The organism is Mycobacterium ahvazicum (genome assembly GCF_900176255.2).
Lineage (GTDB): Bacteria > Actinomycetota > Actinomycetes > Mycobacteriales > Mycobacteriaceae > Mycobacterium > Mycobacterium ahvazicum.
This window is the reverse complement of sequence record NZ_FXEG02000003.1, coordinates 450386-464881: the sequence shown is the minus strand read 5'-3', so window position 1 is coordinate 464881 and position 14496 is coordinate 450386. Positions and strand designations below refer to the sequence as shown.

General features: G+C 64.9%; 14 protein-coding genes. 7 read left to right on the top strand and 7 right to left on the bottom strand.

Going from position 1 to position 14496, the window contains the following annotated elements; translation table 11 throughout:
- The first annotated feature begins 260 nt into the window (after window positions 1-260).
- Window positions 261-1211 carry a GGDEF domain-containing protein gene (locus MAAFP003_RS14870; protein ID WP_243394050.1) on the top strand — a complete coding sequence of 317 codons (951 nt, stop codon included), beginning with the start codon at window positions 261-263 and terminating at the stop codon, window positions 1209-1211.
- Here the strand turns inward: MAAFP003_RS14870 and MAAFP003_RS14865 are convergent.
- Window positions 1208-1651: a limonene-1,2-epoxide hydrolase family protein gene (locus MAAFP003_RS14865; protein WP_096288090.1), complete on the bottom strand. Its 444-nt coding sequence runs from the start codon at window positions 1649-1651 to the stop codon at window positions 1208-1210. The genes MAAFP003_RS14870 and MAAFP003_RS14865 overlap by 4 nt on opposite strands.
- A gap of 188 nt (window positions 1652-1839) precedes the next feature.
- On the opposite strand from MAAFP003_RS14865, the gene MAAFP003_RS14860 reads away from it, so the two are divergent.
- Window positions 1840-3474: an L-lactate permease gene (locus MAAFP003_RS14860; RefSeq protein ID WP_096288088.1), complete on the top strand. Its 1635-nt coding sequence runs from the start codon at window positions 1840-1842 to the stop codon at window positions 3472-3474.
- Between the two features lie 11 nt (window positions 3475-3485).
- Here MAAFP003_RS14860 and zwf read toward each other — a convergent pair whose 3' ends face one another.
- A complete protein-coding gene (gene zwf / locus MAAFP003_RS14855) occupies window positions 3486-4985 on the bottom strand; it encodes a glucose-6-phosphate dehydrogenase (protein ID WP_096288086.1) in 1500 nt (499 codons plus the stop codon).
- A gap of 54 nt (window positions 4986-5039) precedes the next feature.
- Window positions 5040-5888 carry an LLM class F420-dependent oxidoreductase gene (locus MAAFP003_RS14850; protein WP_096288084.1) on the bottom strand — a complete coding sequence of 283 codons (849 nt, stop codon included), beginning with the start codon at window positions 5886-5888 and terminating at the stop codon, window positions 5040-5042.
- Window positions 5889-6082: 194 nt separating this feature from the next.
- On the opposite strand from MAAFP003_RS14850, the gene MAAFP003_RS14845 reads away from it, so the two are divergent.
- A complete protein-coding gene (locus MAAFP003_RS14845; RefSeq protein WP_096288083.1) occupies window positions 6083-6724 on the top strand; it encodes a cutinase family protein in 642 nt (213 codons plus the stop codon).
- 38 nt (window positions 6725-6762) lie between these two features.
- A complete protein-coding gene (locus tag MAAFP003_RS14840; RefSeq protein WP_096288081.1) occupies window positions 6763-7941 on the top strand; it encodes a nucleotide disphospho-sugar-binding domain-containing protein in 1179 nt (392 codons plus the stop codon).
- A gap of 6 nt (window positions 7942-7947) precedes the next feature.
- Here the strand turns inward: MAAFP003_RS14840 and MAAFP003_RS14835 are convergent, their stop codons facing one another.
- Window positions 7948-8877 carry a DMT family transporter gene (locus MAAFP003_RS14835; protein ID WP_165796409.1) on the bottom strand — a complete coding sequence of 310 codons (930 nt, stop codon included), beginning with the start codon at window positions 8875-8877 and terminating at the stop codon, window positions 7948-7950.
- A gap of 115 nt (window positions 8878-8992) precedes the next feature.
- Here MAAFP003_RS14835 and MAAFP003_RS14830 point away from each other — a divergent pair, with 115 nt between their 5' ends.
- On the top strand, window positions 8993-9541 hold the full coding sequence (locus MAAFP003_RS14830; RefSeq protein WP_096288079.1) for a thioredoxin family protein: 549 nt from the start codon (window positions 8993-8995) through the stop codon (window positions 9539-9541).
- 188 nt (window positions 9542-9729) lie between these two features.
- Complete coding sequence (locus tag MAAFP003_RS14825) at window positions 9730-10488, top strand: cutinase family protein (RefSeq protein WP_096288077.1); 759 nt, start codon at window positions 9730-9732, stop codon at window positions 10486-10488.
- 4 nt (window positions 10489-10492) lie between these two features.
- On the opposite strand, the gene MAAFP003_RS14820 is transcribed toward MAAFP003_RS14825, so the two are convergent.
- The gene (locus MAAFP003_RS14820) at window positions 10493-11305 is read right to left on the bottom strand and encodes an MOSC domain-containing protein (RefSeq protein ID WP_243394048.1); all 813 of its coding nucleotides are present in this window, start codon (window positions 11303-11305) and stop codon (window positions 10493-10495) included.
- Between the two features lie 77 nt (window positions 11306-11382).
- A complete protein-coding gene (locus MAAFP003_RS14815) occupies window positions 11383-11787 on the bottom strand; it encodes a PPOX class F420-dependent oxidoreductase (protein WP_096291166.1) in 405 nt (134 codons plus the stop codon).
- Window positions 11788-11873: 86 nt separating this feature from the next.
- On the opposite strand from MAAFP003_RS14815, the gene MAAFP003_RS14810 reads away from it, so the two are divergent.
- Window positions 11874-12917, top strand: a complete 1044-nt coding sequence (locus MAAFP003_RS14810) for a class I SAM-dependent methyltransferase (protein WP_096288073.1) — start codon at window positions 11874-11876, stop codon at window positions 12915-12917.
- 19 nt (window positions 12918-12936) lie between these two features.
- On the opposite strand, the gene MAAFP003_RS14805 is transcribed toward MAAFP003_RS14810, so the two are convergent.
- Window positions 12937-14448 carry an FAD-dependent oxidoreductase gene (locus MAAFP003_RS14805; RefSeq protein ID WP_096288071.1) on the bottom strand — a complete coding sequence of 504 codons (1512 nt, stop codon included), beginning with the start codon at window positions 14446-14448 and terminating at the stop codon, window positions 12937-12939.
- Window positions 14449-14496 lie beyond the last annotated feature (48 nt).

The window sequence follows — 14496 nt, the reverse complement described above, 5'->3', positions numbered from 1 at the left end:
GGAACGTCTTAACCGTTCGTAACTGAAGGCTCCACACGAGACACGCGCCCTCAGCGATCCCGGCGTTGAAAGGCCCTCTACGGGAATGGTTTTCGGTCAACTCGAGGTCGTTCGTCTGTCGCGCCAACATTATTTGCCCACGCCCCGCCCTTCGGCACATCGAGCAGGTGTTGGTCAGGTATTCGCCGGCGAGCCCCGCTGTTATACAGCCGTTCATTACCGGCAGCGAAGGCTGTCCTACGTGTGCTTATTCTGTGCAAGTGCCATGGCGTACCGAACCCCGACCGACCACGAGGGTTTGGCATGCGATCGGCCTGACCGCGTTCTTGGTGATGCTCTCCCTTTATGCCGCGGCGGGGTACATCTACCGTGCTGGATTCAGCCCCGGGTTCTTGTGGGTTCTCGGCGGCTGCGCGGTCGCTGCGGTGCTCGTCGCGGTCCTCGGCCGGTGGCGAGGCTGGCAAGAGCGGCGCGCACTGTTGTTCGGCTGGCCGGTGGCGTCATTGCTCGGGACGGTTCTGGTCGGAGCCGTCGAGCCCGGTGCGACCCAGAACCTTCCCGGCATCGTCACCGTCACCTTCGGCTACATCGGTCTCACCTGCGCGCGCTGGCGCTCGCTCGCCTTCGTGCCACTCGGCGTGGCGGCCTTCGTTGTCGGCGGCAGCAAGGCCCTCCCCGGTTCGTTGACCACCGTGGTGTTGGCCGCCGCAATGTGGGTGATCGTCGCGGAGGTCCCGGCGTGGCTGATCGCACAACTCGAGGAGCAAAGCGCACTGCTCCGCAAGATCGCGCAGACCGACGCGCTAACCCAATTGTTCGACCGGAGCACGCTCGCAGCGCAGTTATCGACGCACGCCGATAGTTCGGCCGTGGCCCTTATCGATCTCGATAACTTCAAGAGCTACAACGACGCTTACGGCCATGAGGCCGGCGACGACGTCTTGATCGCCTTCGCCGACGCGATCCGATCGTCGGTCCGTATTGAGGACATCGCCTTCCGCATCGGTGGCGACGAATTCCTGCTGCTGCTCGTGGGCAACGACCGCGCCGAGGCCGAGCAGGTCGTCGATCGGCTCCGTCATCGCTGGGCGGAGCTCGGCGAGCCGGTCGGCTTCAGTGCCGGGATCGCTTCCGGGGAGCAGGATCTCATGCGGCTCGCGGACCAGCACATGTACGCCAACAAGCGCTCACGGGATTTGCCCGCCGACTAAGCCAGGGCGTCGAACATGTGGGCCGCTTCGATGCCGATCTGTTTTGCGACGTGGCTCGTGTCCCAGTATTCACGCCAGTGGGTGATCGCGCCGTCGTGGACTTCGAAGATCGCGACGACATAGAACGTGACCGGCTCGCCGCCGCCCAGTGAATTCACGTCAATTCGTTCGACTACAACCGTGTCACCCGTCGACACGATCGTGCGGATTTCGCTGCCCTCGATCATGCCCGTCGAAAGGCCGTTGTGCTTCTCCAGCTCCGCGCGGGCCGCGTCGCGTCCGGCGATCACGGGCGAGAGCGGCACATGCAGTTGCCACTGGAAGTCCTCCGCCACCAGACCAATTGCCGCGTCGATGTCGATGGTCTGCCCGTAGAAGGCGTGGATGAAGTCGAGCACCAGCTGCTCGGTGTCGTTCTTTGCGGCAGCACCTTGTGACATGTTTCTTCCTTTGCGGTTCGCCGGTCTCATCGATTGCGGCCGGCGGGCTGCCGGCGTGGAAGCTGGTGGAGACTCTACGCCTAAATAAATTGATTGATTTAACAACCTCTAAATCTTCTTCGGACATTAGTGGTTGTCAGCGCATTGATCGGCGGCACAGCGTCGTCGGTGATTCATAAGGTGCCAATATGTATCGTCAGATCCTCGATCCCCTTGCTCACTCTCTGGGTTTGAGTTCACTCGTGGCGGCCTCGCCGCTGGCGATGCTCTTTGTATTGCTCGGTGTTTTGCGACTGCGGGCGTGGATGGCTTCACTGATCTCGCTGGCCGTCGCGATGGCGATCGCAGTTTCCTTGTACCGCATGCCAATTGGCCAGGTGCTGCTCGCCAGCGGCGAGGGCGCCGTCTTCGGGTTCTTCCCGATCCTCTGGATCGTGATCAACGCGATCTGGGTGTATCAGATGACAGTGCAGACAGGACATTTCGATGTGCTGCGACGCAGCTTCGCCGGCATCAGCGACGACCATCGCATCCAGGCGATCATCATCGCGTTTTCATTCGGCGCGCTGCTCGAAGCCCTGGCCGGATTCGGTGCGCCCGTGGCGGTCACCTCGGTGATGCTGCTGGCGCTGGGCTTCAAACCGCTCAAGGCCGCCGTGCTGGCGCTGGTCGCCAACACCGCACCGGTCGCCTACGGGGCGATGGCCACACCCATCATCGTTCTCGGCAAGGTATCCGGGTTGTCGAGTGACACGCTGGGCGCGATGGTCGGGTGTCAAACGCCCATACTTGCCGTCTTCGTCCCGCTGGCTCTGGTCGCAATCGTCGACGGCCGGCGCGGGATTCGGGACACCTGGCCCGTTGCGCTGACCGCGGGCGTCGTTTTCGGCGTCGGCCAATTCGCCACCTCGAACTACGTGTCGGTGCCGCTGGCCGACGTGGTGGCCTCGCTGCTGTCCGCCGGTACCGTGGTGCTACTGCTGCGGGTCCTGCGTGTGCAAACGGCACCGCGTACCGCGGTGGTGGTGGGGGGTCCCGCGGAGTCGCTGACCCCGGAGTTCGCCGAGAGCCCCGGGCGACCCGAGTCGCGCGCCGAGGTGGTTCGCGCCTACGCGCCGTACGCGATCATCATTGCGATTTTCGTGCTCTGCCAGATCCCAATCGTGAAGCAGTATCTCGACTACGCGACCTACACCGTGCATTGGCCGGGACTGCACCTGCTCACTGCCAAGGGCAGCCCATCGACGCTTCCGAACTTCACCTTCAACCTGCTGACCACGCCCGGCACCCAGATGCTCGTCGCGGGCATCATCGCGATGTCGGTGCTGCGTCTGTCGGCGGCCGGCGCGATCAAGGCTTACGGGGCAACGCTGTATCAGCTTCGCTGGGCGATCCTGACCGTAATGGCGGTGTTGGCACTGGCTTTCGTGATGAACGCCTCCGGACAGACCATTACTTTGGGGACATGGATGGCCGGGGCGGGTGGCGCTTTCGCACTGCTCTCCCCCATTCTGGGCTGGCTCGGCGTGGCGGTCACCGGGTCGGATACCTCGTCGAACTCCCTATTCGGTGCCCTCCAGGTGACGGCGGCGGCCAAGGCGGGGCTCTCGCCATTGCTGATGGCCGCCGGCAACAGCTCCGGCGGGGTGCTGGGCAAGATGATCTCGCCGCAGAACCTCGCCATTGCCGCGGCGGCGGTGGAAATGCATGGGAAGGAAGGCGATATCTTCCGCCGCGTGGTCCTGTGGAGCGCGGTGTTCTTGGTATTCATCTGCGTGCTGTCAGGACTGCAAACGTCGGTCCTGTCGTGGATGGTGCTGTGACACTCGCCCCGCTAGGTCCTGGCTTCGCGCCAGCCCCGCTCGAACGGCAACCGCCACGCATTGGGGGCGATCAACTGGTGAATCGCGTTGGGGCCCCAGGTCCCGGGCGGATACACTTTGGCCGGTGGCGGGTCGTTGAGCAGTTCTTTCGAACGCTCCCATAGTGATTCGATGCCCTCGGCAGTGGTGAACAGTGTGTGGTCACCGCGCATCGCGTCGAGAATGAGCCGCTCGTAAGCTTCCAGTGTCTGGTCGGCAGTGTCGATCTCCCTCGAGGAGAACTGCATCGACAACTTGTCCAACTTCATCCCGGGTCCGGGCCGCTTGCCGTAGAAGGACAGCGAAACCTTGGAGTTGTCAGCCAGATCGAACGTGAGGTGATCGGGACCCTGAGTGCCCACTCCCGATCCCGGCGGGAACATGCTGCGCGGGGCTTCTTTGAAGGCGATCGAGATGATGCGGATGCCTTCGGCCATCTTCTTGCCGGTGCGTAGGTAGATCGGTACGCCGGCCCAGCGCCAATTGTCGATGCCGACCTTGAGCGCGATGAACGTCTCAGTGTCGGAATCGTTTGCCACCGCGGGCTCCTCGCGATACCCGTTGTATTGGCCGCGCACCACGTCGGAGGTCTTCACCGGCAGCATCGAGCGGAACACCTTGTTCTTCTCTTCGCTGATGGCATACGGCTCGAGGGCGGTTGGCGGCTCCATCACCACGAATGCCATCACTTGGAACAAGTGCGTGACGACCATGTCTTTGTAGGCGCCGGTGCTTTCGTAGAAATTCGCCCGCTGGTCAAGACCCAGGGTTTCTGGAATGTCGATCTGGATGTGGTCGATGAAGTTGCGGTTCCAGATCGGCTCGAACAGTCCGTTGGCGAAGCGGAAAGCGAGGATGTTTTGCGCCGCCTCTTTGCCCAGGAAGTGGTCGATGCGAAAGATCTGTGATTCATCGAACGTGTCGTGCAGGAAGTCGTTGAGGGCTACCGCGCTTTCCAGGTTGGTGCCGAACGGCTTTTCCATCACCACCCGGGAGCGCTCGACGAGATTCGCGTCGCGCAGCATGACGATGACGTCGCGTGCCGCTTTCGGCGGGACGGACAGGTAATGCAGTCGCCGTACCTTCGGGCCCAGGTTTGCCTCGGCCTCGGCGACCGCGGCGGCCAGTGCCTCGGGTCCGGCACTCTGTGGGACGTAGCGCACGATCTTCGAGAAGTCGGCCCACTGCTCGGGGGTGAGCTTGTGGGTCCCGTACGAGTCGATCGCGTTCTTTGCGAGATCCCGGAACTCGTCGTCCGACATCTCTTCGAGCGACGTCGCGACGACCTGGATATCGGGTGCCAGCTCGGACTGGTCCAGGTAGGCCAGGCCCGAGATCAGCTTGCGCTTGGCCAGGTCCCCCGTGGCGCCGAACAGCACGATGACGTGGGGGTCCAGCGGGTCGTAGTCGTGGCGGCGCGGACGCGATTCCGGCGCCGGGTAAGAGATCGTTTGCGGTTTCTTATCGGCCACGCCCGTGATACTTCCACTGATGCGCCCGGTCCGCAGCCCTCGGGCTGCCATCGATTACCGATCGCGCCAGGCGAGCATCGTCTCCAGCTCCGCGAAGTCGTACCCGTTGTCGTCGGGATGGATTTCAGTGGTGAACAGTGTGACGCCCTCGTCGAGGAAGGCGTCGGCGGTCTTGGCATCGGTCCACGCCATCGCACGTTCGATGCCGGCTTCGTCGCGGCCGGCCTGGGTGGCGAGCCGTTTGAGGAGATCGTTCTTGCGACGGAATTCCTCGATGGGCTCGAAGCTGTGCCAGATGTGGGCGTGCCGTGCGGCGGCGGGAATGGTGCGCCGCTCACCGCCTCCGCCGATCAGGATCGGGATCTGGCGCAACGGGCTGGGAGTCAAATGGTTGAGCCGATACTCGATGCGCTGCAAGCCTTCGTCGAACTGATCCATCCTCGATCGCACCGTGCCGTACTCGTAGCCGTACGCGATGAAATCCTGCGGATACCAGCCGGCCCCGAGCCCCAGGATCAAGCGCCCTCCGCTGATGTGATCGACGGTGCGTGCCATATCCGCAACCAGGTCGGGGTTCCGATACGGCATCCCGCTGACCAGCAGGCCGATTTCGGCGCGGCTGGTGATCTCACCCCAGGACGCCAGGGCCGTCCACGCTTCGAAGTTGTTGACCTCGGGCTGCTCATCCTGGAGCTGCGGAGTGCCGTCGACGATGTCGACAAACGGCTTATGAAAGTGGTCGTAGCCGAAGATGGCGTCAGCACCGAGCTCCTCGGCATGCAGCACCGCCTGCCGCCACGTCCGGTAGTCGGGCGTTCCGCCAGCCCACAGCTGAACGCCGATCCGTACCGGATGCTTGGCGGACGCTGTGGCGTTCTTGGCTCCGCTCGTCGGGTCGGTCACGCTTCCTAGCCTTTCGACACCCAAGGTGGATCGTTACGGCGTCGCCGGGTTACCTACGCTCAAACTGAGCGAACATGCAGTTCCTTCCCAGCGGCAAGTACCTCATTTTTTATAGGTGGCCCCTCAGCTCCTCCGCACCCGGGTAAAGCGAGCCGCCGGTACGGCCGTCTCGGTCGGTATGTCAGCATTTGAGAATGAGTGCACTCAGGCTTGTTCGAATTGTCGGCGTCGCTGCAGCGATGATGTGGGCGCTGGTTGGTGCGCCGATTTCACCTATCGCGTCGGCCGATCCCTGCTCTGACGTCGAGGTGGTGTTCGCTCGAGGCACGCACCAGGAGCCCGGCCTCGGGAACATCGGTCAAGCATTCACCGACTCCCTGACGTCGCAGCTCGCCGGGAAGTCCGTCGGGGTCTACGCGGTCAACTACCCGGCCAACGACGACTACCACGCCAGTGCTCCGGCCGGCGCCGATGACGCAAGCGGGCACATCCAGGGCACCGTAGCCAGCTGCCCCAAGACGAAGATCGTGCTCGGTGGATACTCCCAGGGATCGACGGTGATCGACCTCGCCACTCAGGCGATGCCGCCCACGGTCGCCGACCATGTCGCCGCGGTCGCCTTGTTCGGCGAACCGACCAGCCAGTTCTCCAGCGCGCTGTGGGGCGGTCAACCGCTGCCGACCATCAATCCGATCTACAGCGGCAAAACCATCAGCCTGTGCGCGCAAGACGACCCGATCTGCTCGGCGGGCGGCAACATCATGGCGCACGTCTCGTATATCCAGTTGGGGATGACCAATCAGGCCGCGACCTTCGCTGCCAACAAGATCCGTTAACCGGGCCGTCGCGCAGCGCCGCGAGTGAGGTTACGCCGATGAAATGCGTGCTGGCCGGTTATGGGAGTCGTGGCGATGTCGAGCCGCTGGCTGCTGTCGGCCGGGAGCTGATGCGACGTGGTCACGAGGTGCAGATGGCTGTCGCGCCCAATATGGTGCCCTTCGTCGAATCCGCGGGGCTGGCCGCGGTCGCGTATGGCAGGGACACGCGGGAACAGATGGACTTCGCCGCGGCCTTCGTCGGCAAGATCTCGAACCCGGTCACGATGTGGGCCGACATTGCCCAGCATGTCAACGAGATCAAGGCCGAGAAGAGTGCGGCGCTGGCGGCATTGGCAGACGGAGCCGACCTGCTGGTCGCGGCCTTCAACGAGCAGGGCCTGGCCGCCAATGTCGCGGAGTATCACGGCATTCCGCTCGGCGCGCTGCACTATTTCCCGGCCCGGATTTTGGCGTCCGGCGAATTCGGTCCGCAGATCACCAAGCAGACCGACGACGCGCAGCGCCACGCGCTCGGCTTGTCGGAGGTCGCCGGGGATGCGGCCCGGCCGACTGTAGAGCTCCAGGCATATGACGAGATCTGCTTGCCGGGGACGGTCGCCGAATGGCTGGACTCGGAGGTGCCGGCGCTGTTCGTCGGCGCGCTGACGCTGGGACTGTCCGCCGATTCCGACGACGAGGTGCTCTCCTGGATCGCCGACAGCACGCCGCCCATCTACTTCGGCTTCGGCAGTACGCCGCTTGCCTCGCCCATGGAGACCGTCGCCGTGATCACCGAGGCCTGCGCGCGGGTCGGCGAGCGGGCGCTGATTTGCACGGGCCCGAACGACGTCGCCGGCCTCCCGGACGTCGAGCACGTGAAGGTGGTGGCCGCGGTAAACCACGCCGTCGTCTTTCCGCGGTGCCGCGCCGTCGTCCACCACGGCGGCGCCGGGGCCACGGCCGCCGGGCTTCGGGCCGGAATGCCCACCTTGATCCTGTGGTTCTGGCTCGATCAGCCAGTCTGGGCGGAAGGGGTCAAACAACTGAAAGTTGGCTCCGGACGGGCCTTTATGGAAAGCACCCTGGACTCGGTGGTGGCCGACCTGCAGGGCATCCTCACCCCTGAACGCGCGGCTCGGGCCCGCGAAGTTGCCTCGCTGATGAGCACGGCTGACGAAAGCCTTGCGCGCGCTGTCGATTTCCTCGAGCGGGCGGCCGTCAAGCAACCGCGATAGCACGGCCTACGTGATGATGACATCGTCTTCGTTAGCATGCGGTGTGCCAACATCTTTGGCGGCCGGATGGCTCACACCGGGTGCCTGGTCGCGTGCCAGCGCGACGGTAGATGCCACCATCGCGACGACGGCGACGAGCAGGCCGATCGCTGCCGAGCCACGCACCGCTAGATGTTCGCCGAGCACGATGACTCCGAGCAGCACCGCGACGACAGGCTCCCCCACCAGCATCAGCGGCACCGAGGCCTGTAACGCGCCGGCGTGAAATGCCGAGCTCTGCACCATGGTGACCGCCACTGCCAGCACGACCAACAGGTACGGGGCCGGCACGGTCAGAAGTCCGTGCCATCCGCCGATGGCGTAGCGGTGCGTGCAGATCTTCGTCAGCACGGCCACCATGCCCAGCAGGACCGCCACCGTGACCGCCAGCAGCATCGCGCGGGTCCGGCCGTGGGTGCGCCGGGCCGCGACGAGACACACGATGACCAGCGGCGCGGTGAGCATCACCGCCATCGTCCAGGACGGGATCGGCGAACGGTGATGGCCCTCGCGGGGCTGACCGACGAGCACGAACGCCGCCAGCGCCACGGTCAACACAATCGCCCAAGCCCACTCGGCTCCGGTGATGTGCTGATGGCAAAGCCGCGCGCTGAGCGGCAGGGCAAACAGCAGCGACGACACCAACAGCGGCTGCACCAGCAGCAGGGATCCGTTGGCCAGGGCCAGGGCCTGAAACACGTAGCCGGCGATGGCGGCGAGAATCCCGGCCCACCACAACGGCTGGCGAACCACGCTCGTCACCGTGGGTCGGGACTGGTCCCCGTCAGTCGGCACGCTTTGGGCGACGCGTTGTCGAACGACGATGCCGACTGCTGCCCAAAACGCGGCGAGTAAACCGCAGAAGATCGCGACGGCGTGCGAGATCACCCACCCCATGTTTCGGACTGGTACCCCGGATTGCAACGCCGCTAACTCTGGCCACACGAGATGCAGCCTTCCGCACCCGCGATCGGTGGCGGTCGCCGGGGCGCGACGGACTAGTCTGGCGGGCATGGCAATCGAGTCGACAATGCTCGCCCTCGGCACGCCCGCGCCGCCGTTCACGTTGCCCGACCCCGCAACGGGTGCCCTGGTCAGCCTCGACGAGCTCACCGGTCCGGCGCTGGTCGTCACCTTCATCTGCAACCACTGCCCGTACGTCAAGCATGTTGCTGCGGGGCTGGCCGCTCTGGGCAGAGACCTCGCCCAGCAAGGCGTCGCAATGGTGGGAATTTCCAGCAACGACGTCGTCACCTACCCGCAGGACGGGCCCGACGAGATGGTCACCGAGGCTCGCCGCCACGGCTGGACATTTCCGTACCTGTACGACGAGACGCAAGACGTTGCCCGCGCCTTCTCGGCGGCGTGCACGCCGGACACGTTCGTGTTCGACGGTGAGCGCCGACTCGTCTACCGTGGCCAGCTCGACGACTCCCGCCCCAAAAACGGCCTGCCGGTAACGGGCGCCGACGTCCGGGCAGCCGTCGACGCCGTGCTGGCCGGACGGCCGGTCAACGCGGATCAGCGGCCGTCGATAGGCTGCGGCATCAAATGGCGTTGAGCCGACTTCACGCCGACAGCCCGCGATAACTCCACCCTGTTCTGGCCGGTGCTAACTACTTCCATCCTCGGGGCGTGAATTCGACTGCGGCTGTGCGCTGTTCGCACGGCGGATACGCCACTGCAGTTTAGCTCGGCGCGTTTGCTGCGAACGCGTGTGGAATATCACTCGTTTGGTGATCGGCCGAGATGGGCATTTATTTGGACATGATTGCCGGTTACGTCATTCGCGTGGTGGGTGCTGCGGCCGCAGCAACTGCGAGTCTTGGTGCCTCTGTCCTCTTTTCACCCGTCCCCTCGTCCGCTGAGCCATGCCCCGACGTTCAGGTGGTGTACGCCCGCGGTACCGGCGAGCCCGAGGGGGTCGGCGCGACCGGGCAGGCCTTCATCGACAACCTGCGCGGACGCGAGGGTGGAAAGTCGGTCGACGTCTACGCGGTCAATTACCCCGCCAGCAATGAGTGGAACACCGGGCTCGACGGCATCCGGGACGCGGGCGCGCACGTCGTGTCGATGGCGGCCAGCTGCCCCAAGACCAAGATGGTGCTCAGTGGATTTTCCCAAGGCGCGGCCGTGATGGGTTTCGTGACGTCGGATGCGGTGCCCGCAGGTGTCGACCCGGCAACCGTGCCCAAGCCACTGGCGCCCGAAATCGCCGACCACGTCGCCGCGGTGGTGCTTTTCGGTATGCCCAACGTGCGGGCCATGAACTTCCTGGGTGAGCCGCCGGTCGTCATCGGACCGACCTATCAAGCCAAGACGATCAAGGTGTGTGCGAACGAGGACCCGGTGTGCTCGGACGGTATGAACTTCGCCGCTCACAACACCTACGCCGACGACGGCACCATGATCGACAAGGGCGCGTCCTTTGCCGCCAGCCGGATCGACGCGGGCCCCGCCGGGCCGGCCACCGTGGTGCGCACGCCCCCCAGTAGCTTCGGCAACTAGGCGCCTACGGGTCGAGGGTGACCTGCTCGCCTACCCGGATGATCCCCGGAGTCGTGGCTTTGAAGTAGATCCCCGCGCAGGCGGCCACGCCGCAACTGCCTGCTAGCAAACGATTTTCGGCGGCGGGCGTCCGCAGTGCCTGCGGCGCCTTCGGCAGTGGCCCGTGCTCGAGTGTCGGCACGACACACCGTGGGGTGAGTTCCAGGCCGCGCAGCCGCACCGATCCGATGCCCAATTCGCGGTCGACCCAATCATTTTCGACATATGGCGGCCAGTCGGCCGGTGTCGCGATCACGAGATTCGGTCGGTAACGCAAGGCCTCCACCCCGATGTGGTCCAACGTGGCGGTGGTGATCGCGTGCAGCGGAGCATCGTCGGTAAACGAATCCCCCGGCGTGCCCAACCCGATCTCCAAGATGCGGCCGGCGACGTCGGCGTCCAAACCGAGCTCGAGTAGCTTTTCCGGGTCCGGGCGCTCGACCGTCGCGCCGTTCGGACGCTTACCGACCAGTCGGACCGAGCGCCCCAACAACTTCGAGAGCACCTCGTTGGCGTCCGGATCATCGGCGGCGACCGTTGTACCGTCGGGCAGCCCGATGCTGACGTGACCGACATCCCCGATGGCAGTGCACTTCAGCAGGTCGCGCCATAGCCGGGCCTGTTTGGCGCTGGCCACGTGCCCCGTCGTGGTGTCCACGAGTGCGAGCCGCCGGTCTCCCTCGGCGCCACGTTCGTCTACGAACAAGCTCTCGACGTCCTCGCCAAGCATTGATTTCACCGGATAGCGGCGCACACTCTCGACCTGCATAGCGACCATCTTCCATCAGCTCGACACGGCTCATCGCCGCGGTTGACCGGCGGAGCCGCGAACGCGCCCGGTGAAGAGAACCGATATCACCCGCCGGGCGTCAGCGCGATCTGCAGGACGAACCGCGGCTTTCGGCCGCGGGCGACGAGGGCTTCGATGAAGGTCACTACGCGAAACTCCAAGCCGTACTTGCGTTTGACGAGCGATTCGACGCGCGTGACCGCCGCCGGGTCGGTGATCACCTCGGCGGTCCCGGAGAAGACGGGCTGACCGGAGGCGACCTTGCCGGTTCGACCGCACACGGCCAGCGTGACCCGGGGATCGCGTCGAACCCGCTTGACCTTCCACGAGTCTGCCGGCGTCCACACCAAGAGCCGTGCGCCGTCGCCGACGATCCACATCGGCGACGCGACCGCATCGCCGTTGCGCTTGAACGTCGTCAAGGACACGAATTTCTCGGCACCCAACTGGGCGGTCGCATCGTCGCTCATCATCTCCCCTTCTCGGCCGCGATCGGCTCGCCGGCTATCCCGCGCCCCATTGTGCAGCCAGCGACTCGGTCGTGTACAAGAGTCTGATGGAGGATCGCGACCGCAGATCTTTCGACCCGGCGACGCTGCGCGACGCGATGGCCCGTCGGTTACACCGACGAACGATGTCGGAAGGGCGGCTCCATGTACCGGCCGTTCCCGGCATGCTCGACGAATACGTCAGAATGTGTACGACCGTCTTCGCAGGATTGGGCATACCGTACACAGACGAAGAGACCGTTCAGCTCAGAGCGGTGCTGGAAGGCGAGTTGGCGAAAGCCTTTAAGGCTTCGTCTCGTTCGAACATCGTCATAGAGTTCAATTCACCGTTCGGTACGACGCTGAATTACCGCGTCAAACCTCAGTGGGCGACGATCGGGGCTGATTACGACAGCTGGGTCGACACTCGCGAGGGGTCGCTGTTCGGCACCGAACCCGATGCTCGTGTCTGGTCGCTCGCCATGGCAGCCGACGATCCCAGCACCTGTCGGATACTCGACGTTGGCGCCGGCACGGGGCGAAATGCCCTCGCCCTGGCCAAGCGCGGTCACCCGGTCGACGCGGTAGAGCTGGCCGGGAAATTCGCCGACATCATTCGTACCGAAGCCAAACGAATTTCGGTTGATATCAACGTCATCCAAAGCGATGTGTTCGTGGCGATGGAGGGCGTTAGCGGCGACTTTCAGCTGGTGGTGTTCTCCGAGGTGGTCCCGGACTTCCGGACGCCACAGGAGTTGGGCGGCATGTTCGAACTGGCCGCGCAGTGTCTGGCCGCCGGTGGATGTTTGGTGTTCAACGCGTTTCTGCCGCGCGAGGGCTACACGCCCGACGACGCCGCCCGACAACTCGGGCAGCAATGCCACACCATGATCTTCACCCGCGACGAGGTCAGCAAAGCCGCGGCCGGATTGTCGCTTGAACTCGTTTCCGACGAGTCGGCATACGAGTACGAGAAAGCCCATCTGCCGGAAGGCGCCTGGCCGCCCACGGCCTGGTTCGACGGATGGGCCAGTGGCCAAGACATTTTCGATGTCGAGCGGGAGGATTCCCCCATCGAATTGCGGTGGCTCGTATACCGGAAAGTGGGTTGAGCCAGTGTGACGAGCCGTGTCAATGCGATGCGGTCAAGTCTCTGGTGGCGGGCCCTTCCAGCAGCGTGCCGTCCGGCGCGAATCGCGACCCGTGCAGCGGGCACTCCCAGGCCTTGTCGGCGTCGTTCCAATTCACTATCCCGCCAAGGTGGGGGCAGACCGGCGAAACGCGGTGTTCGGTACCGTTGACGCGGCTCCTGGCCTCCAACTGCCATGGGAGTCCGCTTACCACGCCGCCCTCGTCGGGACCGGGGCTGCGCCGGCCGATCCGAGTAGCCGGGGTGATCCAGCCTTTCGCCAAATCGAATCCCACCTCGAGGTTGGCCTGTATGGCCGTGGGCAGGCCGGTCAGCTCGTGCGGGCTCCAGCTGGCGAACGCGCGCGCCCAGTCCATCCGGCCGCCCAAAATGCGGCTGGTCAGCGCCAGCGCCGCGGCGGCGCCGTTGGTCATGCCCCACTTGTTGAAACCCGTTGCGATATAGATGGATTCGTTATTCGGCAGGATCGGGCCTACGTATGGCAGATGGTCGATCGGCGTGTAATCCTGTGCCGACCAGAAATGAGTCTGCTCGGCGCCCGGAAAGTGTTTGAGTGTCCACGACGAGAGTTCGTCGAGGGCCTTGGCCGGACTCTTTTTGCGACCCACGGTGTGTCCGGCGCCCCCGACGATCAACAGCTCCCCGTCGGAGACGGGTGCGTACCGCACCGAACGTGTCGGTGAGTCGGTGGAAATCATCATCGGGCGGGTGATGTCGCCGGGCACCCTGAACGCCAGGCAGTACGACCGGCTGGGCTTCACTCGCGCGAAATATCCGCCGCGATCGAGGATGGGGATCCCGGTGGCGAGGATCAATTTCCCGGCCTCGAGTTCGATGTCGCGCTGTGCGGCGTCGTTCACCTGCACATGCCCCTTGCCGCCGCGACTCGACACCCGCCGGACCCTGGTGTGCTCTACCAGTCGTCCGCCGCGGTCGAGCAGCTCGGCGGCCAACGCGTCCAGGAACTCCATCGGATTGAACTGCACCTGGTTGGGCAGCCGCACCCCGCCGTGGTACGGAAACGGCACGTCGGCATCGTCGGCCCACTCGACAGGCAGGCCAACCGCCTGGCACGCCTCCAGTTCCAAACGCGCCGACGGCACCCCCTTGGCGGACTGGGCGTAGGTGTAGGCGTCCTCGCGTTGCACGGCGATGCCACGCGACCGGCAATGCTCGACTATCCAATCCTGGCCCTCCCGGTTGCCTTCCACGTAGGCGCGGGCCAGCTCCTTGCCGTGCCGGGGCAACGCCTTCGACAGATGGGTGCCCTGCAGCAGGCTGATCTTGGCGGTGGTGTTTCCGGTGGCGCAGGCGCCGACGCTGCGCGCCTCCACCACCATCACCTCTTTGCCGGCACGGGCCAGCAGGACACCCGTCATCAGACCGGTGATGCCGGCGCCCACCACGATGATGTCGGCGGAGCGGGACCCGTCGTCGAGTTGGCTCGCAGTCCACGGCGGTTGGGTTCGATCGGCAAGCCACAGAGAAGTCATGGCAGGCCTGATACCCGGCGTTGCCACCCGGAAACGCGGCCGCGGCTC

What these genes read in the sequence shown, in the direction of transcription:
- MAAFP003_RS14865 (WP_096288090.1), bottom strand. Translation starts at nt 1,651, where the DNA reads ATGTCACAAGGTGCTGCCGCAAAGAACGACACCGAGCAGCTGGTGCTC.
- MAAFP003_RS14860 (WP_096288088.1), top strand. Translation starts at nt 1,840, where the DNA reads ATGTATCGTCAGATCCTCGATCCCCTTGCTCACTCTCTGGGTTTGAGT.
- MAAFP003_RS14845 (WP_096288083.1), top strand. Translation starts at nt 6,083, where the DNA reads ATGAGTGCACTCAGGCTTGTTCGAATTGTCGGCGTCGCTGCAGCGATG.
- MAAFP003_RS14840 (WP_096288081.1), top strand. Translation starts at nt 6,763, where the DNA reads ATGAAATGCGTGCTGGCCGGTTATGGGAGTCGTGGCGATGTCGAGCCG.
- MAAFP003_RS14835 (WP_165796409.1), bottom strand. Translation starts at nt 8,877, where the DNA reads ATGGGGTGGGTGATCTCGCACGCCGTCGCGATCTTCTGCGGTTTACTC.
- MAAFP003_RS14830 (WP_096288079.1), top strand. Translation starts at nt 8,993, where the DNA reads ATGGCAATCGAGTCGACAATGCTCGCCCTCGGCACGCCCGCGCCGCCG.
- MAAFP003_RS14825 (WP_096288077.1), top strand. Translation starts at nt 9,730, where the DNA reads ATGGGCATTTATTTGGACATGATTGCCGGTTACGTCATTCGCGTGGTG.
- MAAFP003_RS14820 (WP_243394048.1), bottom strand. Translation starts at nt 11,305, where the DNA reads ATGGTCGCTATGCAGGTCGAGAGTGTGCGCCGCTATCCGGTGAAATCA.
- MAAFP003_RS14815 (WP_096291166.1), bottom strand. Translation starts at nt 11,787, where the DNA reads ATGAGCGACGATGCGACCGCCCAGTTGGGTGCCGAGAAATTCGTGTCC.
- MAAFP003_RS14810 (WP_096288073.1), top strand. Translation starts at nt 11,874, where the DNA reads ATGGAGGATCGCGACCGCAGATCTTTCGACCCGGCGACGCTGCGCGAC.
- MAAFP003_RS14805 (WP_096288071.1), bottom strand. Translation starts at nt 14,448, where the DNA reads ATGACTTCTCTGTGGCTTGCCGATCGAACCCAACCGCCGTGGACTGCG.